This window comes from Collinsella aerofaciens, assembly GCF_040915545.1.
GTDB lineage: Bacteria > Actinomycetota > Coriobacteriia > Coriobacteriales > Coriobacteriaceae > Collinsella > Collinsella aerofaciens_BE.
Window position 1 is genome coordinate 1 of the sequence record NZ_JBCPDH010000034.1, and the last position, 19,526, is coordinate 19,526.

The 19,526-nt window shown below is 58.8% G+C and carries 18 protein-coding genes; 6 read left to right on the top strand and 12 right to left on the bottom strand.

The annotated features are described in order from the left end of the window. Window positions 1-99: 99 nt before the first annotated feature. A complete protein-coding gene (locus tag AB5202_RS08780) occupies window positions 100-393 on the bottom strand; it encodes a zinc-ribbon domain-containing protein (RefSeq protein ID WP_368144630.1) in 294 nt (97 codons plus the stop codon). Between the two features lie 206 nt (window positions 394-599). Between AB5202_RS08780 and AB5202_RS08785 the strand changes: the two genes are divergently transcribed. From AB5202_RS08785 to AB5202_RS08795, 3 genes are all read left to right on the top strand, one after another. After that, window positions 600-1,142, top strand: coding sequence for a DJ-1 family glyoxalase III (locus tag AB5202_RS08785; protein ID WP_368144629.1), 543 nt, complete (start codon window positions 600-602; stop codon window positions 1,140-1,142). Further along, entirely contained in the window at window positions 1,139-1,720 is a 582-nt protein-coding gene (locus AB5202_RS08790) for a Maf family protein (protein WP_368144628.1), read from the top strand. Before AB5202_RS08785 ends, AB5202_RS08790 begins: the two co-directional genes overlap by 4 nt. Window positions 1,721-1,821: 101 nt before the next feature. Beyond that, window positions 1,822-2,823, top strand: coding sequence for a P1 family peptidase (locus AB5202_RS08795; RefSeq protein ID WP_368144627.1), 1,002 nt, complete (start codon window positions 1,822-1,824; stop codon window positions 2,821-2,823). A gap of 373 nt (window positions 2,824-3,196) precedes the next feature. Here the strand turns inward: AB5202_RS08795 and AB5202_RS08800 are convergent, their stop codons facing one another. Both AB5202_RS08800 and glf read right to left on the bottom strand, forming a co-directional pair. Then, window positions 3,197-4,228, bottom strand: coding sequence for a glycosyltransferase family 2 protein (locus AB5202_RS08800; RefSeq protein ID WP_215673854.1), 1,032 nt, complete (start codon window positions 4,226-4,228; stop codon window positions 3,197-3,199). Then, on the bottom strand, window positions 4,221-5,423 hold the full coding sequence (glf, locus tag AB5202_RS08805) for a UDP-galactopyranose mutase (RefSeq protein ID WP_055309799.1): 1,203 nt from the start codon (window positions 5,421-5,423) through the stop codon (window positions 4,221-4,223). The genes AB5202_RS08800 and glf overlap by 8 nt, the downstream gene beginning before the upstream one ends. A 231-nt stretch (window positions 5,424-5,654) precedes the next feature. On the opposite strand from glf, the gene pta reads away from it, so the two are divergent. Continuing rightward, the gene (gene pta, locus AB5202_RS08810) at window positions 5,655-6,635 is read left to right on the top strand and encodes a phosphate acetyltransferase (RefSeq protein ID WP_117640338.1); all 981 of its coding nucleotides are present in this window, start codon (window positions 5,655-5,657) and stop codon (window positions 6,633-6,635) included. 346 nt (window positions 6,636-6,981) lie between these two features. Here pta and AB5202_RS08815 read toward each other — a convergent pair whose 3' ends face one another. The 9 genes from AB5202_RS08815 to rnd form a co-directional block, all read right to left on the bottom strand. Further along, complete coding sequence (locus AB5202_RS08815; protein WP_161115931.1) at window positions 6,982-8,160, bottom strand: acetate/propionate family kinase; 1,179 nt, start codon at window positions 8,158-8,160, stop codon at window positions 6,982-6,984. A 164-nt stretch (window positions 8,161-8,324) separates the two neighbouring features. After that, the gene (locus AB5202_RS08820) at window positions 8,325-9,503 is read right to left on the bottom strand and encodes an acetate/propionate family kinase (RefSeq protein WP_154517274.1); all 1,179 of its coding nucleotides are present in this window, start codon (window positions 9,501-9,503) and stop codon (window positions 8,325-8,327) included. A gap of 120 nt (window positions 9,504-9,623) precedes the next feature. Further along, window positions 9,624-10,784 (bottom strand): MFS transporter, encoded by a 1,161-nt coding sequence (locus AB5202_RS08825; RefSeq protein ID WP_215673848.1) that lies wholly within the window; start codon window positions 10,782-10,784, stop codon window positions 9,624-9,626. Between the two features lie 119 nt (window positions 10,785-10,903). Continuing rightward, window positions 10,904-11,794 (bottom strand): LysR family transcriptional regulator, encoded by an 891-nt coding sequence (locus AB5202_RS08830; protein WP_215673846.1) that lies wholly within the window; start codon window positions 11,792-11,794, stop codon window positions 10,904-10,906. A 41-nt stretch (window positions 11,795-11,835) separates the two neighbouring features. Continuing rightward, on the bottom strand, window positions 11,836-12,171 hold the full coding sequence (locus AB5202_RS08835; protein ID WP_035137921.1) for a histidine triad nucleotide-binding protein: 336 nt from the start codon (window positions 12,169-12,171) through the stop codon (window positions 11,836-11,838). 49 nt (window positions 12,172-12,220) lie between these two features. Continuing rightward, a complete protein-coding gene (gene xseB / locus AB5202_RS08840; protein WP_161144749.1) occupies window positions 12,221-12,487 on the bottom strand; it encodes an exodeoxyribonuclease VII small subunit in 267 nt (88 codons plus the stop codon). A 42-nt stretch (window positions 12,488-12,529) separates the two neighbouring features. Then, window positions 12,530-13,981 (bottom strand): exodeoxyribonuclease VII large subunit, encoded by a 1,452-nt coding sequence (gene xseA, locus AB5202_RS08845; RefSeq protein ID WP_368144521.1) that lies wholly within the window; start codon window positions 13,979-13,981, stop codon window positions 12,530-12,532. A gap of 115 nt (window positions 13,982-14,096) precedes the next feature. Further along, window positions 14,097-14,801, bottom strand: a complete 705-nt coding sequence (locus tag AB5202_RS08850) for a zinc metallopeptidase (RefSeq protein ID WP_368144522.1) — start codon at window positions 14,799-14,801, stop codon at window positions 14,097-14,099. 64 nt (window positions 14,802-14,865) lie between these two features. Next, the gene (gene rnd / locus AB5202_RS08855; RefSeq protein WP_368144524.1) at window positions 14,866-15,999 is read right to left on the bottom strand and encodes a ribonuclease D; all 1,134 of its coding nucleotides are present in this window, start codon (window positions 15,997-15,999) and stop codon (window positions 14,866-14,868) included. Window positions 16,000-16,097: 98 nt separating this feature from the next. On the opposite strand from rnd, the gene AB5202_RS08860 reads away from it, so the two are divergent. Together AB5202_RS08860 and AB5202_RS08865 are read left to right on the top strand one after the other, a co-directional pair. Next, entirely contained in the window at window positions 16,098-17,015 is a 918-nt protein-coding gene (locus AB5202_RS08860; protein WP_022094107.1) for a diacylglycerol/lipid kinase family protein, read from the top strand. A 408-nt stretch (window positions 17,016-17,423) separates the two neighbouring features. Continuing rightward, window positions 17,424-19,373, top strand: a complete 1,950-nt coding sequence (locus AB5202_RS08865) for a C69 family dipeptidase (protein WP_368144526.1) — start codon at window positions 17,424-17,426, stop codon at window positions 19,371-19,373. Window positions 19,374-19,526 lie beyond the last annotated feature (153 nt).

Below are 19,526 nucleotides of genomic sequence, written 5' to 3' on the forward strand. Positions count from 1 at the left end.
CCGACAAGAGGGCGACCATTGTGCAATCGCAAGAAGATGACGGGGCGGAATGTCAATCCTGGTCTAACAGAGCCTTATTTAATCCCCGTCCCAGAAAAATCACTGGTGGTTGACGGGAGCGCCGCAGTTTTGGCAGAAGGAGGCATTTGTCTCCAGCTTTGACCCGCACTGGGCACAGAAATAAGTAGGCTCAACTGGCTGAGCATCATCGATCGCGGTCGGCGTCTGCTGTGTCGGCGGAATCTGCTGCACGGGAGGCATTTGCTGGTACGGATTGGACTGCGGAGGCTGAGGCTTGTTCGACGATTCCTTGTTCAAGATAACAGCAAAGGCGACAGCCGCGATACCACCAAACACAACTAGCAAAACGAGAAGGTCGAATACACTAATCATCGCACATCAGCTCCTCATGTTGCGAAAGATGACGGATGCCGAGATTTTATCGCCGCGCCGCAAGCCCCTCCTAGTGCGCAACACCCATCCACCCTGCATGATTTTCTGGGGCGGGGATCAAAATCATTGGGGAATGGTGCGTGGCAAGCGGGGGTCTTCGGGGTATAAGACGGCTAATTGTATGCCGCTTTTTGAAAGGAACCCGTATGCCCAGCGTTGCCGTTCTTGCCGCCGATGGCTTTGAAACGATTGAATGCCTGACCATGGTCGATGTCATGCGTCGCGGCGGCGTGCGTGCCACGCTCGTCTCGATTATGCCCACGCGCGAGGTCGTAAGCTCGCTGCAGATTCCCGTAACCTGCGACGCACTCTTTGACGAGATTAACTTTGACGAATATGACTGCGTCGTGCTACCCGGCGGTCTGCCCGGCGCCACCAACCTGCGCGCCGACCAGCGCGTCTGCGACGTAGTCTGCGAGTTCGCCGCGACCAAGCATGTTGCCGCCATCTGCGCCGCCCCGTTTATCCTGGGCGAGCTTGACCTGCTCGAGGGACGCCACGCCACGTGCTTCCCCGGCTTTGAGAAGAGTTTCCCCGAGGATGCCTATACCGGCGACAAGGTCACGCACGACGGCAACATCATCACCGCCAGCGGCATGGCCCAGTCGCTCCCCTTTGCGCTTGAGCTGCTGCGTACGCTCGCCGGCGACAAGGCTGTCGAGAAGGTTGCCGAGGGCATTCAGCTATGATTTTGGCTTCGCAATCACCGCGCCGCATCGAGTTGATGCGCGAAGCGGGCTATGACATCCGCGTCATTCCCGCCGACATCGACGAGACTCCTTTTGATGACGAGGCCCCGCTTACGCTTGTCGAGCGCTTAGCTCGCGCCAAGGCTGCCGCCGTTGCCGCCGAGCACGCCGAGCCCAACGAGCTGACCGTCGCGGCCGACACCATCGTCACCTTCGATGGCAAGCTTTTGGGCAAGCCGGCAAACGAGGACGAAGCCCGCACCATGCTCCACGAGCTCTCGGGGCGCACACACCAGGTCGCAACCGGCGTCTGTATCGTTAGAGCCGGAGACGCCACAACCCCGCACGCCGCCGAGAGCCTGTCGTTTGTCGATGTGACCGACGTGACGTTCTATGAGCTCACCGACGAGCAGATTGAGCGCTACGTCGCCTCGGGCGAGCCCATGGACAAGGCAGGCGCCTACGGCATCCAGGGCGTCGGCGGGCGTATGCTCGTGCATGATATTTCGGGCGACTTCTATAACGTGGTGGGCCTGCCCATCGCTCGCGTCGCACGCGCGATTCAAAAACTATCGTAATTGCATCTGGCGCTGGGTATCCCCCAGCGCCTACAATTTTGGCGTACCGTACGGATCCCGACCGGGCATAAGGCCCGGCGGAAAACCGATAGGAGTAAAACATGGATACACTGCTTGAGGCCATTGACGTTTGCGATGTCGATGGCTTTTGCTTTGGCAACTATACGGACGAGGAGGCCGGCACCGGTTGCACCGTAATCGTGGCACCCGAGGGCGCCACCGGCGGTGTTGACGTTCGCGGCGGTGCACCGGCATCGCGCGAGACCGACCTGCTGCGTCCCGAGAACACCGTGGACAAGGTCCACGCCGTCTGCCTTTCGGGTGGATCGGCCTTTGGTCTGGAGGCCGCAAGCGGCGTCGCCCGCGAGCTCGAGAGCCGCGGCATCGGCCTCCCCGTCGGCCCCACTCAGGTGCCCATCGTGTGCTCTAGCTGCATCTTCGACCTCGCGTTTGGCGACCCCACCGTACGCCCCGACATTGAGGCTGGCATCTCCGCCGTGCGCGAGGCGCTCGACAACACCCCCACCATGCTCGAGCAGGGCAATGTAGGTGCCGGCACCGGTGCCACCGTGGGCAAGCTCATGGGCCCCGCCACCTGCATGAAGGCCGGCCTAGGCGCTGCCGCCGTGGCACTCGGCCCTGTTAAGGTGGGTGCCGTGGTCTCGGTCAACGCCTGCGGCAATATCGTCGACCCCTTCACCGGTGAATGGGTCGCTGGCATGCGCGCCGCAGCCGATAGCGACCAGATCGTCGACATGGAGCTCGCAGCCTTTGCCGCCGCCGGCTCCATGCAAATGCCACTCGACCGCACCAACACCACCATCAGCTGCATCGTCACCAACGTTGAGCTCACCAAGGCTCAGGCCACCAAGGTCTCCCAGATGGCAGCAGACGCCTATGCGCACGCCATCCGCCCCACGCACACCACGAACGACGGTGACACCATCTACACCCTCGCCAGCGGCAAACTAGACGCTCAGACAAGCGCCGCCGTTCCCTTGGACCTGTTGGGCATGCTCGCCGTAAGGGCTTTGCAAACCGCCATCGTAAACGGAGCCAAAACCGCCAAAACCTCCCACGGAATCCCGGGTGCCGCGAAGTAACCTTACTCGACCGGTTGCCCGGTGGGTCTTGGTTATGTTTGCTGCTCTACAGTCCTGGCTCGCACGAAGAGCACATTAAGTGCTCTTCGGCTCGTGCGGAACTCGCGACAAACATAACCAAGCCCCACCGGGCAACCTACTCAACAAGATCCCTTTCAGCCCAGGCCCCTGTGTACCGCGCGTCTAAGATCTTCAAATTCAAATAATCCGACAATCGATTCTTATAGCAAAGGCCCCTTGGCCTTTAGTTTGATACAAGTTCCGCACGAGCCGGAAAGCACATAATGTGCTTTCCGTGCGAGCAGGACTGTTCGCAGTAGCAAACTAAAGGCCAAGGGGCCCAGTCAACCTATCGGCAGCGATTACTCAACAGTTAGTTGAATTTGAAGATCTTTGAGGCAAGATGGTATAGGCCGAGTGTGGTTTTGTCTCCGGCCCGTCCACGCAGGTTGGTGAAGAATCCGACCACGCCGTAGCGAGCGCGACGATACATGCGCTCGTCGTACTCCTTCAGGTCCTTCCACAGCGTCTTCAGGCGCTCATCGGCACAATCTTCCTCGGAAAGCTTGGTAAGCACCGAGCAAATCGCCATCATCATGGTGAAGTAGCCCATCATGTACGAACGCAGACGCGAGGACTCAACGTCCTGGTACAGGTGGAACGATTCCATCATGATGCGCGTTACGCGGAACTGCTGACCCAGGCGTTTGACCATCGTGGCCTCATTGACGCTCTGGCCCTCGCGACCGATAAAGTAGCGATAGAGGTCGATGTCGGCGTAGTACATGGTCTTGCAGCGCGGCAGCGGCACGTATGCGTAGATATTATCCACGTAGAACGTGTGTGCCGGCATAGGCAGATTGGACTCGCGCAGTACATCGGTGCGATAGCACAGGCTGTGCATGAGCAGGTTCTGATCGGGACGGAAGTGTCCGATCTGATCCCAAGAGAAAATCTTTTTGCGCGGCAGGGCAAACTTGTAGCCAATAGCGGTATGCGTGCCCTCGTAAACCTTCTCGTACACGTAGTTCGAGATAAACAGGTCGACGCGCTGGTCGCGCTCCTCAAAGCCACGCAGAATCGACAGCATGGTCGAAAGCGCCGCACCGTCGAGCCAGTCGTCCGAGTCGACAACCTTGTAGTAGGTGCCCTGCGCCTCGCGCAGGCCCGAAAGAACGGCGATGCCGTGGCCGCCATTCTCCTGGTGCACCGCGCGGATGATTCCAGGATAACGGGCCTCCCACTCGTCGGCCTTGGCGGCCGTCTCGTCCTTGGATCCGTCGTCCACCACGATAATCTCGATATCGGTAGCGTAATTGCTCCCCTCCAAGATGGAGGTGATGCAATGGTCCATGTCCTTGGCGGCGTTATACGAGGGAATACCGAATGTTATGACTTTATGCATGGCAGGCGATAATCTCATCCGAAAGATCGAGGGCGGAATTGGTCACAGCGTCCATATCGTAGTAACGATACTCGGCCAGACGACCCACCGGGTGGAAGTTCGTCAGGTTCTGGACACGCTCAAGATAGCGCTCGTAGAGCTCACGGTTCTCGGGCTCAAGAATGGCGTAGTACGGCGTCTCGCCCGAGCCGGGTGTATAGGCTTTGGAGTACTCCTTCATGATGGTGGTCTTGCCGGGCAGGACCTGACCGGTCATGTTCTTGAACTCGGTGATACGCGTGTAGTCCTCGCTCGTGGTGTAGTTGACGGTGCCCACGGGCTGGAACTGATCCATATCGAGCGTCTCGAACTTCATATCGAGCGTGCGGTACGGCAGCGCGCCCAGGTCGAGGTTGAACAGCTCGTCGAGTGGACCGGTGTAGACGATCTCGCCACCATAGACCTTGCCGTCGATCTTGACGGTAGTCTCGTCGATTTCAAAGAGGTCACGGGCGTCCACGTCACAGAATACGTCGATCAAATCGTGATCGAGCATATGCTCGAACAGCGCGGTATAGCCGTCCTGCGGCATGCCCTGGAAAGGAGCCTGCGGGAAGTAGCGATCGTCATCGCCTACAAAGACGGGAACGCGGCCGGTGATCGAGGGGTCGATCTGGTCGGGCGTCTGGCCCCACTGCTTCATGGTGTAATGCAAAAAGACGTTCTCATAGACATAATCGGCGACCTCGGCAAGATCCGGGTCGTTCTTCTTGCGCAGCTCCATAATGGGCACCTTGACGTCCTTGCCAAAGGTCTCCACGAGCTTTTGGTACAGCTCCTCGCCGCGCTCATCGCCAAAGGCAAGCTTAAGGCTCGCATGGTTAAAGGGCACGGGCATAAGGGTACCGTTGATGTTGGCGAGCACCTTGTGCTGGTAGTCCGTCCACTTGGTAAAGCGCGACAGGAAGTTATGCACGCGCTCGTTAAAGGTATGGTAGATATGCGGACCATACTCGTGGACCAGGATCCCGGCCTCGTCAGTGCAGTCGAAGGCATTGCCCGCAATGTGGCTACGGCGCTCCAAAACGGCAACACGATAGCCGATGGTTTCGGCAAGACGGCGGGCGCAAACGGCACCGGCATAACCGGCGCCGACAACGATCATGTCGTACGCGCCGGCGTTAAAGCCTTCAGGCAGGCCTGAGGTAATCTGCATCGATACTCCTTGTCAAAAGCCACGGGCTCGTTAGCTGGGCTTTTCTCGAACATTCTTCGAGACATATTTATCAGAGCGATTATAGCGCTAATGCGTCCTATAATGAGCTTGCCACACAAGGAAAGCTCAAGCACCGCGGCGTACATTATTGAAAGGCAAACCCGCTAGCAGCGGGTTTATTCGTGAACAGCCGGGCGCCTGGAGCTTAGTGAAACGCTTGTAAGGAGTAACATGAGCGATTTCCTTAACCGTATGAAGTCTGCCGCCAAGGCCGACCTTAAGACGATCGTCCTGCCCGAGGGCGAGGATCCGCGTACCATCGTCGCGGCAAACAAAATCATCGAGGAGGGCCTGGCAAAGCTCGTCATCCTGGGCAACCCCGACGAGATCGATGTTCCCGGCGCCACCGTCATCGACCCGCGCAATGCCGAAAAGCACGAGGAGTACGCGCAGAAGTTTGCCGAGCTCCGCGCCAAGAAGGGTGTCACCATCGAGCAGGCTCGCGCCCAGGTGATGGACGCCACCTACTTTGGCACCATGATGGTCAAGATGGGCGATGCCGACGGCCTGGTCTCCGGCGCCTGCCACTCCACCGCTGACACCCTGCGCCCCGCGCTGCAGATCCTCAAGACCGCCCCGGGCACCAAGCTGGTCTCGGCCTTCTTCGTAATGTGCACCGACACCCCGCAGTTCGGCACCGACGGCACGCTGATCTTCGCCGACTGCGGCCTCAACATTAATCCGTCTTCTGACGAGCTCTCCGAGATCGCCATCGCCTCCGCCCACTCTTGGTCCACCTTCATGGGCAATGTTGAGCCGCACGTGGCCATGCTCTCCTACTCCACCATGGGCTCCGCCGGTGGCGAGGTCGCCAAGAAGGTCCAGGAGGCTGTGAAGTTCTGCAAGGAGAAGGCTCCCGAGCTCGCCATCGACGGCGACCTGCAGCTCGATGCCGCTATCGTCCCCACCGTCGCCCAGCTCAAGGCTCCCGGCTCCTCCGTCGCCGGTAAGGCCAACGTGCTCGTGTTCCCCGACCTCGAGGCCGGCAACATCGGCTACAAGCTGGTCCAGCGCTTCGCCGGCGCTGACGCCTACGGCCCCATCCTGCAGGGCATCGCCAAGCCGGTTAACGACCTGTCGCGCGGCTGCTCTGCCGACGACATCGTGGGTGTCGTGGCCATCACCGCCGTCCAGGCTCAGATGGCTGAGTAGCGTACTGATCCGCTCGGGACCCTACAGGGTAAAGCTCTGAAAACGTCCTCAGGCATGCGAGAAGCCCCGCTGCGCACTACGTGCGGCGGGGCTTCTCGCGCCTTGCGGATTGTTTTCAGAGCTTTACCCTGTAGCGTCCCTGCCGCTACGTGGTGCTCAGGGAATCTGGGGCGGACGGCGGCTTGACTACGAGCTGGGGCTGAGAATCTGAATGATCGGGTGCCGTTGTTGGGAGCGCAGGCGTTGCAGGTGACGATCACTTTGGGACTGGAATTTCCGCCTGCTAGTAGAAAGGCCTCCGGAGCTGTTGCTCTGGAGGCCTTTTTGTCAATTACAGACGAATGCGTTAGTTGTTCTTGGTCAGACGCTCGACGTCGTGGGCGATCATGTATTCCTCATCGGTGGGGATGACCATGACCGTGACGGAAGAGCCGGCGGCGCTGATGACCTGCGGGCCGTTGCCCACGGCCTCGCGGTTCTTATTGTTGTCGATGCGCACGCCCAGCCACTCAAAGCAGTCGCAGAAGGCCTTGCGGATCGACCAGTCATTCTCGCCGATGCCAGCGGTAAAGGTGATGGTATCCACGCCCGCCATGGAGGCGATCATGGAGCCGGCCTGCTGCATGGCCTTATAGGCAAACATATCGAAGGCGAGCAGGCAGCGCTCGTCACCCTCAGAGGCGCGCGTACGGATGTCACGGGCATCGTTTGAGATGCCCGAGATGGCAAGCAGACCGGACTGCTTGTTCATCATGTCGTCGACTTCCTGGTAGCTGTAGCCGCCCTCGCGCTGAAGATAGCACACGGTGGCCGGGTCAATGGAACCACAACGGGTGCCCATCATCAGGCCGTCAAGCGGCGTGAGGCCCATCGTGGTATCGCGGCAAACGCCGTCCTCGATGGCGGCAAGCGAGGCTCCGTTGCCCAGATGGCACGAAAGCAGGCGATGGCAGCGCGAGCCCAGGATTTCCTTGGCCATCATCCACTCGTAACGGTGGCTCGTACCGTGCGCGCCGTACTTGCGCACGTGGTACTTGTCGCACACGTCCTTGGGCAGGGCGTAGGTGTAGGCGACCTCGGGCATGGTCATGTGGAACGAGGTGTCGAAGACGGCCACGTTGGGCAGCTCCGGATACTTCTCGCGGCAATATTCGATTGCCGCGGCCTCGCCGTAGTTGTGCAGCGGGGCGAGCGGGGCCACCTCAAGGATCTTAGCCATGACCTCGTCATCAACGACTGCGGAATCATCGAAGTGCCAGCCGCCCTGAACGATACGGTGGCCGATGCCATCGATCGTAAAGTCGGTCTTCTCGAGCTCCTCGAGCACGCGAGCGATAGCAGAGCGATGATCGGGGAAGGGAACCTCCTCGGTCTGCTTGGCGCCACCGTTCTCGGAATGACCAAAGATACCCATGTCCGAGCCGATACGCTCGCAGTTGCCCTTGGCGAAAACCTCGCGGGTATCGGTATCCAGAAGCTGATATTTAAGACTTGAGCTGCCGGCGTTGACAACAAGTACGTTCATGAGACTCCTTTGCAGTGCAATACGGTCGACGCAGACCTCTTAAGGCGACCGCATTTTAATAAGAAGTTATCACATCTTGATAAATAGCTATCAGACATATCGCCAAACGAGCGCAAAAGAGGGGCTGAACGGCACTTGGTCGTCCAGCCCCTCCCCTCTTGCAATTACTTACTGTTGACGATGCGCTCGACGTCGGAAGCGATCATGAACTCCTCATCCGTGGGGATGACGAAGATCTTGACCTTGGAATCCTTGGCGGACAGGCACCAAGCGCCGTCGCCGCGAAGGGCGTTGCGGGCATGGTCCATCTTGACGCCCATAAAGGCCAGACGGTCGGCCACGCCAGCGCGAACGGCCGGAGCGTGCTCGCCGATGCCGGCGGTAAAGACCAGGGTGTCCATGCCGCACATGGAAGTGGCCATCTCGGCGGCCTTGGCGGCAATCTTGTAGACGAACATGTCGAAGGCGAGCTGGGCCTCGGGGTCGCCGGCAGCGGCGAGCTCCTCAACGTTGCGGCAGTCGTTGGTCTTGCCGCCGGTCACAGCCAAAAGGCCGGACTTCTTGTTCATCATCTCGTCGACCTCGTCGAAGGTGTAGCCGCCTTCGCGCTGCAGGTAGCACACGGTAGCAGGGTCGATGGAGCCGCAGCGGGTGCCCATCATGACACCGTCGAGCGGCGTCAAGCCCATGGTGGTGTCCATGCACTTGCCGTCCTCGATGGCGCACAGGGAAGCGCCGGAGCCAATGTGGCACACGACGACCTTGCGGGCCTCGCCGTTGGTCATCTCGGCGACCTTCTTGGAGATGTAGCGATAGCTGGTGCCGTGGGCGCCATACTTACGGATGTGCAGCTTATCGCAAACATCCTTGGGAAGGGCGTAGGTCTTGGCGACCTCGGGCATGTTGAAGTGGAAAGCGGTGTCGTAGACCGTGACGTTGGGCAGATCGGGATACTGCTCGAGGCAGTACTCGATAACGTTGGCCTCGGGGTTGTTGTGCAGCGGCGCGAGCGGGGCGACCTCGCGAATCTTGGCGAGAACGTCCTCGTCGACGAGGGAGGAGTCGCCAAAGTACCAACCGCCCTGAACGATGCGATGGCCGATGCCCTCGATCTTGACGCCGTTGGCCTCGAGGTCCTTCAGAACGACCTCAATGGCGACCTTATGGTCGGGGAACTCGATGTTCTCGGTCACCTTCTTGGAACCGTTGGCAGCATGGGTGAAGGTACCGCCGGTAAAGCAGACGCGCTCGCAGGAGCCCTTTGCGGACACCTTGTGGGACTTGGTATCGATGACCTGATACTTAAGGGTCGAAGATCCTGCGTTGACGACCAGAACGTTCATGTGTCTCCCTACTAACAGGCGGTGTGGCGCCGCCAGGTTACATACGCTTCAATAATAAACCCAAACGCCCTCGCGCTCGGGTTTATTGCGTTGATATATAAGTTATCGGTGCCCAAATACTCACGGCCTTTGACTTGTAAGACGAAATAGCGCGGGGATATACACCAAAGAAGATATCCCGAGCGCTACAAGCAATATGACTCGAATACCCGCGATGCTGCTCAACGCAGCATTGAACAGATAGAAAAGGATGGCACCCACCGCCACCATCTGGCTTTGGACCGAAATCAGTGAACAGCGCATCGAAGAATCGACAGCATTTTGAAAAATTGAGTATTTAATTGGAGCAAATAACGAGTAAGCAACCGTCTGCAGTACATAGAACACGGGCAGCAAATAGACCGGAGTAAAGGGAATCAAAAACAGAGCAGTCAGGAAAAGGCGCACGATGCCGCAAATACGCGCAAAACGGCCCTTGTCGACATGAGCAATCACACTCGGCACAATAAGCCCCATGGAAGCCGAGGCAAGGAGCTGGACCGCAATGGTCACACCCGAAGCGACGGCATTCATTCCGCGACCCGCAAGCAGCAGTGAGAAAAAGTCTTCCAGGGCGACAAAAGCAAATGCCTGAGAGCAGTCCATGATGAACGCTGAACGAAGAATGCCGTTACGCGCAATAGCGGCACCGATCATCTTCGGGCTAATTCCACGCTTAGGTGTCGCTGCAGTGTCCCCTCTTCGCATCTCAGGAATGCAGGCAACGACAACCAACGTCAACACCATTGCGATGATATCTGCCGAAAGACCAATGAGATATGCACCGACAGACGAAATGAAACCGCCCACGCAAGCGGAGATGGCATAAGAGGCATAGAAAACAAATCGCTCAACGACATTAAGTCTTACGAGCTGGTCCTGAGAGACGCTGTCAATGTAGATCGCTTCTATGGATCCGCTCACACATGCAACTGCAAATCCTTTGAGAGCAAACGCGCCGATTAAAAGCAGAGGAGAACGGGCGAAAAGTAGGGCGGCGTAGTATCCAAGCATTCCCACGACGCCAACGAGACCGCTTGTCTTTCGTCCAAACCTGTCAGCAATATAACCAGTAGGAACCTCAAGAATGAACTTACTCACTTGGTATGCAATCATCATGCTAGAAATCGCTACCATCGAGAATCCGACGAATTCAAGGTAAACCGTCAGAAAATACAAAATGGTGCTGAAGTTCGACAGAAAAACGAACGTCATATAAAGCAAAACCGTACGGTTTTTCATGCTCCGCCCTCCAAGAGCCAATAGCCCAAACCGAAATCTTGGAAAAGCATGAGGGCAAAGCCGTCAGTCATGTGTTACAAGGCGTCAACATTCACTTGACGCCACGAGGCCAAATGGCCTCACGAAGCGAGATGACGCAATAGGTGAAGAAATACCGTCTGGTGTCGATCGGTCCAGGCATTTTGTCGATAGCAAAAATAGATGGGCAAGGCCACGTCATGCGAGCCTTCAATGGAGCACTCGCTCACTTCCAGTCCATCTGTTGCGAGAGAAGAGCCAGAAAAACTCAATATCAATCCCCCGGCTTGAAGAAACTCAGTCTGCGCCCTGTTTTCGTATTCGACGTCGCGGAAGCGGAAATTAACCAGCTGAGCCTCGGGACATTGGTTGATTGCATTGAGACAGGGTGACAAATTAATGGGAACAGCCAGCCTGCCGCCCAGCAACTCACGAACGGTCATAGCACCCACAGATTGATGACCCGCTGGACACGAAAGAACCTTGAGCTCCTTTTCACCCAAGTATTTCGAAGAAAGGACACTATCCCTTGGTTCCTCAAATGAGATGGCCGCATCCGAAATGCCAAGCACAAGTGATTCAAAGCATGTGGCCGTTGGCTGATGCCAAACATCAAGGTGAATCTGGGGGTGCAAGCTTTCAAACGAGTCGTACCAGTTTTCGGAAAAAAGACGCCCCCGCCCGTGAAGACAGGGGGCGTAAAGACGGAAGTGGCCGTCGGGCGAAACGCCGCCGTTCCCCGATTGAGCGTACTTTTTGAGATCGTCGACTTGTGCCAGGATCACGCGTGCACGACGCGCAAATTCTCTGCCCGCCGGAGACAAAACAGCCTCCCCCGCCGATCGGTCGAGCAAAACAATCTGATACTCAGATTCCAACTTTTTGATTGCCGACGAAACGGCCTGTGGGCTCACGTGAACGGCGCGAGCCGCTTTGCGCACGCCGCCGTAGTTCGCTACCGCTTGAAGGTATTCGAGTTGAGAAAGCTGCATAGGTTACTCCAAAGGCAGCCAAGGCGACGGGCCGTGCGTCCTCAGATGAGGTTCTCGCCCAGGTTCTTGCCGCCGAGGACGTGCATGTGGAAGTGCATGACGGTCTGACCGGCGTTGACGCCCTTGTTGGAGATGACGCGGAAACCGTCCTCCAGGCCCTTGGCCTTAGCGACCTCCTGGATGGCGTGGGCCATGGCGCCCATGGTCTCGGCAGGCACGTTGTCGGCGATGTCGCTGTAGTGCTTCTTGGGGATCACGAGGGTGTGGACCGGCGCCTGGGGGTTGAGGTCGTCGAAGGCGATGACCTGGTCGTCCTCATAGACAACGGTCGAGGGGATCTCGTGGTTGGCAATTTTGCAGAAGATGCAATCACACATGGTAGGTTCCTTTCTTACAGACCAAGGTAATTATATTTGGCCGGGATGGTTAGAACGAGAGGTTGTCGTCCGTGTTGGCGGCTTCGCCGTCGGCGAGCACGTCGTTGCCGTCGACGTCCTTAAGGAGCACCGAGACCTTCTGCTCGGCATCGGCCAGGCGGGTGCGCAGGCTCTTGAGGAGCTCGACGCCGCGGGTATAGCTCTCGAGCGACTCCTCGAGCTCCATATCGCCCGACTCCAGGCTGCGGATGATGAGCTCCAGTTCCTGCGAGGCCTGCTTGTACGTAAGCTGCTCGACCGGGGTCTTCTCTGCCATATCTGTTTCCTTTCCTAAAGGTTTATCGCTATGAAACGCGGCCTACTCGACCGTATCGACCGTTGCCGCCACGTTGCCGTCTGCCATGCGCACGCGGATGGTATCGCCGGGCTTAAAGGTCTTGGCGCTCGTAGCCACACCGTCATCGCTGTACGCGATGGAGTAACCGCGGGCAAGCACCTTGAGCGGCGACAAGGCATCGAGCGACGCGGCAGCTCGGCCCAGGTCGGACGCAGGTTTGCTGAGCATCGTGCGCCCCTGATGCTCCAGACGGGAACTCGCAAGTGTGAGCGCATGGCGCTTGCCATCAAGCCCCGAGGTGCTTGCAACCAGACGCTCGGGCAGGCGCTCAAAGTTGGAGCGGAATGTCCCGACCGAGCGTGCGATGGCGCCGGACAGACGATCGGCCGTCAGGGCGAGCTCAGACTCGCGACGCTCGACCATAAACGTGGGGTCGTTGAGGCACGGGCGGCACGCGGCCGCATCGAGCGCGTCGCCCAGACGAGCCGTATAGGTGTCCCAGGCACGACGACCGCGCTGGTCGAGCATTTCCAGATCGACCTGATCCGACCCGATCATCGAAGCCATCGCGGCGCCCAGACGCTGATGGCGCGTCTCGAGCACATCGACCAACTCCGTCATAGCCGGCGCCACCGATTCTGCCGCAGCCGTGGGCGTGGAGGCGCGACGGTCGCTCACCATGTCGCAGATCGAGGTATCGGGCTCATGCCCAATGCCCGTCACCACGGGCACGGGACAAGCCGCCACCGCACGGGCAAGCTCCTCGTCGTTAAAGGTCATGAGGTCCTCGAAGGAACCGCCGCCACGCACGAGCAAAATGCAATCGGGCGCCGGCGTAATGGCAGCGGCACGACGCAAGCCTTCAATAAGCTCTGCCGGCGCACCCTCGCCCTGGACCTTTGCGCCCACGCAGACAAGCTCGACGAGCGGGTTGCGACGGCGCAGCGTACGCTTGACGTCGTCGATTACGGCGCCCGAAAGCGAGGTGACAACCGCCACGCGCGAGCAAAACACCGGGATGCGGCGCTTGCGCGCTTCGTCCATCAGGCCCTCGCGGCGTAGCTTTTCGGCCAACTGAGCCACCTGCTGACGCAGCAAGCCCTCCCCCGCCAGCGAGAACGAGCGGGCGACGAAGCTCATGCGACCCGTAGGCTTGTAGAGATTGAAGCTGCCCTTAAAGCTTACCTGCATGCCGTCGCGCAGATCGAAGGTGCGCTTAAGGTAGGCGCCCTTCCAGATGATGCAGTCGACGGCCGCCGAGTCGTCCTTGATTTGGAAGTAGCAGTGGCCGCTTCGGGCATTGGGACCACGAAAACCCGTGACCTCACCCAAAACGCTCAGCTGCGGAATGGCATCGAGCGCGCCGGCGGCGATCTCCACCGCTTGGCTCACGCTGAGCTCTTTGCGCTCCTGCTCGTCCGAACCGTCGAACTCGGCGGAAACGGCATTGCCGGTTAGATTCCAGCCTGCCACGCAGCCTCCTTTCGTCATCGTGCACACGGGCTCCGGCCCTGCGCAAATTCAAGTCCAACACATAGTACAGCGCCGCGAGGACACGAATCCCCGCGGCGCCTGCCTGCCCTATTTGTTATCGGTTGGAGTTTCTGTTGTAACGAGCCATAAGGTAGAGCAGTTGGATGATCGAAGTGAGCGCCGCCGCCACGTAGGTGAGCGCGGCTGCCGTCAGCACCTTCTTGGCACCGTTGACCTGCTTGGAACTCATGCCCGACTGCTCGATATACGCCACGGCGCGGCGACTGGCATCAATCTCGACCGGCAGCGTAACGAGTTGGAACAGCACACTAAACGAGAAGAAGACCAGCGCGAGGGTCGTGAGTCCCGCGATGTTCATGAACAAGCCCATGAGCAGCACGATCGTCCAGGTGTTCTGGGTAAAGTTGACGACGGGGACCAAAGCGGTGCGTACCTTCATCATGGCATAGCCGCTTTGGCGCTGGGCGGCATGGCCCGCCTCGTGACAGGCGACGGCAACGCTTGCGACCGACCCGCCCGAACGGTTGGCATCCGACAGATACAGGTTGTTGTCCTGCGGGTTGTAATGATCGGTGAGCTCGCCGGCAATGCCCTTGATGCCCACGGCGCTACAACCGTTGGCATTGAGCATGCGGCGAGCGACCGTGGCACCCGTATCGCCGTCCGAGCGCACCTTGGACCACGTCTTGTACGTCGAGTTGATATAGCTCTGCGCGGCAAGGCCAAGCACCGTGCAGACAAGAACAACCAGCAGGTACAGCGGGTCAATGCCAAAGCCGTATCCATAGTAATAAGGCATGCGAATTCCTCCGAATCGAGTTACACGTTGGAGGCATTCTACCCACTCAGCCGGCTAGGCTTCCCTATAACAGTTCAATCTTTCCGTCCTTCACGGTGAGCCCCATATTGCCGGAAAGCAGATCGTCCAGACGCGAACCCACGAGCTCAAAGCGCCAGCCTTCGCGCAGGGGGCTCTGCTCGGGATGCTCAATATAGTCGGCCAGGTCATCGCGCGAGGCAATGACCGAGGTCGCCACGCCCGAGCGCTCGGCAACCAGGCGAATGAGCGCATACATCAGGTCCGTCACGCTCTCCAACTCCGGCGAAATCTGACGGTGCCCGCGCACCATGAGCGGCAGGCGATCGTGTGGGCAGCTCGCACCGCGCTTAATGGCCATGAGCGCGCCGTCCACGTCGCGCTCCCCCAGCTGGTCGGTACCGCGAATGCTGCGGAACTCCTCAACACGAACGGGATTACGTTTAACCAGGGCCAGCAGCGTATCGTCGGACATGACCCACTTGCGCGGGATGTTGCGGCGCTCGGCGCGGTCCTCGCGCCAAGCGGCAAGCTCGCGTGCGATGCCCAACTGGTGACGGCTACACGAGTTGATGCGCTTGACCTTGCGAAACGCCTCATGGCGGTCGGCGCGGTAGTGCGACTCGTCGGCCAGCGGACGCAACTCGTCGAGCACCCAGTCCACCCGGCCCAGCTCGCGCAGGCGACTCATCATCTCGGTATAGGCGACGATCAAGTACTTGACGTCATCGATCGCGTACTCGATCTGTTTGTCGGTCAGCGGGCGGCGCGACCAATCGGTCAGCGACTCGGTCTTGGGCAACGAGACGCCGCAAAACGTCTGCACGAGCGCGCCGTAGGAAATCTGCTGGCGCTCACCCAAAAAGGCGGCGGCCACCTGCGTGTCAAAAATGGGACGCGGCAGCACGCCCACGGTATGGAGAATAACCTCCATATCCTGCGAGCAGGCGTGAAACACCTTGGTCACGCTCTCATCGCCCATAAGCTCGGCGAGCGGCGACAGGTCGTCGATCACCAAAGGATCGACCGCGACGCTCTCGGCAGGGGTGGCAATCTGAACCAGGCACAGGCGCGGATGGAATGTGCGCTCGCGCAAAAACTCGGTATCAACGGCAATCGCGTCGAACTCGCGAGCGCGTTGGCAAAAGTCGAGCAGAGCCTGATGTGTGGAAATGTACATATCAACCCATCGAATAAGGTTAGGCCCGAAAAACACGGGTAGGATATCGGCATTGCCTTACAACTATACTCGGTTAGTCACAGAACGGGAACGTAAGTATGCGCTGCCTTATCATCCACAACCCGGCATCGGGCCCCAGCTCAGATGAAATCTACGCGTTCACGCACGCCCTCGCGCAGGGCGGCGACGAGGTCGTGATGCGCTTTATCGGCGATGGCATGGAACCCGAGGACGCCGTGGCAGACGTGCGCGAGTTTGATCGCGTGGTCGTTTCGGGCGGCGACGGCACCGTCTCCAACGTGCTCGACCAGATGCGCGGGTGCGGTGTCCCCACGCTCGTCTTCCCCTCCGGCACAGCCTGCCTGTTCTTTAACAACATCGGTAATGCCCCCGAGGCAGCGGCGCTTGCCAAGGCTTGCCGCGCCGGTCGCACGGTCAAAGTGGACATGGGCGAGCTCTTTTGGCTCGACGAGAACGGCAACGAGAAGCGCCACGGCTTTATCATCATCGCCGGCTCGGGCTTCGACGCCGAGATCATGATGAAGGCCGCCCCCGCCAAAAACGACATCGGCGAGATCGCCTATTTCCTGTCGGCGCTCGCCACACCCAACCCCACGGTGGCGCATTTTACGATTGAGCATGACGGCATTGTCGAGGAGCTCGATGGCATCTGCTGCATGGCCGGCAACACCTCGGTCATTCAAAACGACATCAACCTGTTCCCCGATTGCCGCATGAACGACGGCATGGTCGACATCGCGGTCATCGAGCCCGTAAAAACCGTCCAGCTCCTGCCCACTGTGATCACCGCCGCGCTCGACCCCGCCGGCAAGGTGCTCGGCCGTCCGCAGTTCAAGATCATCCAGACCAAGGAAGCCAAGATCACCTGCACCCCGTCGCTGGGCATGCAGTTCGATGGCGAGATCATCTCCAGCAATTCGGGCGTCTTTGGAGCCCGCGCGCTTCCGCAATGCCTCGACCTCATCGTCGACGAATTCTCCCCGCTCGGAAAATAGGAGGACCCTATGAACGACAATCCCCTGCTCGGCTTTATCATCATCGTTTTGGCCATGCTCGTCGGCTATGCGATCAACGTGATCCACCGCCGGAAGAAGTAATTCCACATTGGTATGATATTCATCCAATTATCGTCTCCCCTGCTGTTTATGCATTTGCCAAACAGCGGGGGATTTTCTTTGCGCCCCGTACAAGGCGCTTTATTCAGGTACGGTAATTGCAGGACGTCTTTATTAAAGTAAAGCTACAAACCGAGTATAATTAACCACTCATCGCATATTTCATTACGCTTATCGAGTAAGTTTCTTTCATAGATGAATATTGTTTCCAGTTCGTTACGCTAATGGGGTGTCTTTATTGGCTGAAGCTCTCTGGCAACGGAGAGCTTTCGCACGCTGGGAGGGAAAATGAGGAAAACTCACCCCGTCAACGCGCTCAAAAAGCTTGGCATAGGCCTCGCCTTTGGAGCTGCAACCATCATGTCCATGCCGACGTCTGCGCTCGCCTGCACGCAGATCTACATGGGCAGCAAGCTCACGGCGGACGGCAACACGTACTACGGCCGCGCAGAAGACTTTGGCGCACGCTACATCAAGCACTTTGGCATCGAGCCCGCGCACAAGGACGGCAGCGAGTACACATCGCTCGAATCCGGCTTTAAGTACAAGTCCAAGGGCGCAACCTACCGCTACACCTTCGTTCGCGACAACCCCTCTCAGTGGGAAGATCGCTATGACGCTTATTCCGAGGCCGGCATCAACGAGAAGGGCGTCTCCTGCTCTGCCACGCTGAGCACCTCCTACAACGAGAAGGCCGAGGAGGCCGACCCCGTCACCGAGGAAACCGGTATCGGTGAGTACAACTACGCCAGTGTCATCCTGGGCGAGAGCGCCACGGCCCGCGAGGGCGTCAAGCTCCTCGGTAGCTTGGTCGACGACCAGGGCATCTGCACCAACGACCAGATCATCATCGCCGACAACAATGAGACCTGGCTGTTCGCCGGACTTTCCGGCCATCAGTGGATCGCCATGAAGCTCACCGACGACGTCGCGTCGCTCAACCCTAATATCGGGAGCCTCAACTACGATGTCGACCTCAATGACACCGAGAATTGCCTCCACTCTGAAAAGATCCAATCCATGCCCGAAGAAAAGGGTTTCGCCAAATACTCCGCTGACGGCAAATTCGATGTCGCCCAAACGTATGGCGAGAGCCTCGCCGATTCCGGCGTAAACCAGTGGTCCCGCTATGTGCAAGGCCGCGATTATTTTGGTAGTCAGCTGACCGAAGGCACAGATTACGACATTATCACAGTAAAGAAGAAAGGAAAACCTGACCAAAAGGGAGCCATGGTCAGCGAAATCCAGCCCCTGTTCTTCAAGCCTGGCAAGTCTGGTTGGAGCACTTTCGAGTTGATTCGCGCCTTCGGCAACCGCGGCGAGAACGTCCCTGGCCTCAACGCGAATACTGATGGTGTTTATTGCATCGGCAGCGAGCGCAACACCGAGATCAACCTCTTCCAGATTCGTCGCGGGTATGACCCCGAAGTCGCTACCATCCAGTGGGAAATGCTCTCCCGCGCCGCGTACTCCGTCGCCATCCCGTTGTACTCCGCTCTGATAACTGAGGTCAGCCCGTATTTCAGCGATCAGACTGTCTCCTTCGACCACTGCAATGAGACCGACATCGTGAACAACGAGGAACCCGAGAACTCTATCAACTACGTCCTCATGGACATCAGCTCGCTCTGCTTTGAGAACCCTGACACCCTTGGTATCAGCGTCCGCGCCTACCTCGATGCGCTCCAGAACGAGCTCATCGAGCAGAACAAGGAAGTTGACGCCGCCATGCTGGCCGAGACGACCACCGAGGGCCGCACTGCCCTGGCCAACAAGGCCGGCAATGCTGCCACCGAGAACACCTACGTCAAGTGCAAGGCCTTGCTCCAGGAGATGCGCGCCTATCTGAAGGCTGAGAACTTCGACCAGCCCTTCACCCCGAGCGACCTGAACACCGAGACCAACGGCCTCAAGGTGTCCATCACCTACGCCAAGGACGCTCTTGCCACCGACCCGGTAACCCCAGATCAGCCTGGCACTCCCGAGCAGCCTGGTACTCCTGAACAGCCCGGTACCCCCGAGCAGCCCGCTAAGCCCGAGCAGCCCACCACCAAGCCCGAGAAGCCTGGCAAGTCGGACACCACGACCACGGTAACCACCAACAAGACGAACACCAAGGGCGGCCTGCCCACCACCGGTGATCGTTTTGATGGCCGCGTGGTGGCTGCATTCGCCATCGCTGGCGTTGCCGTCATCTCCGCGGGCGGTTACTTCCTCTACCGTCGCAATAAGGAGTAACGTCTTAGCTGAGCGGGCGAGGCAGCAATGGCAGCCTCGCCCGCTTAACCCGCCTTTTTGATCGACGGGAAACCCGGGTTGATTTTCAATCTCAACGCAACAGCCTGAACGGACCCCGCGTTTCCGCAGCTAGCGCAACGCGGAAATAGCTCC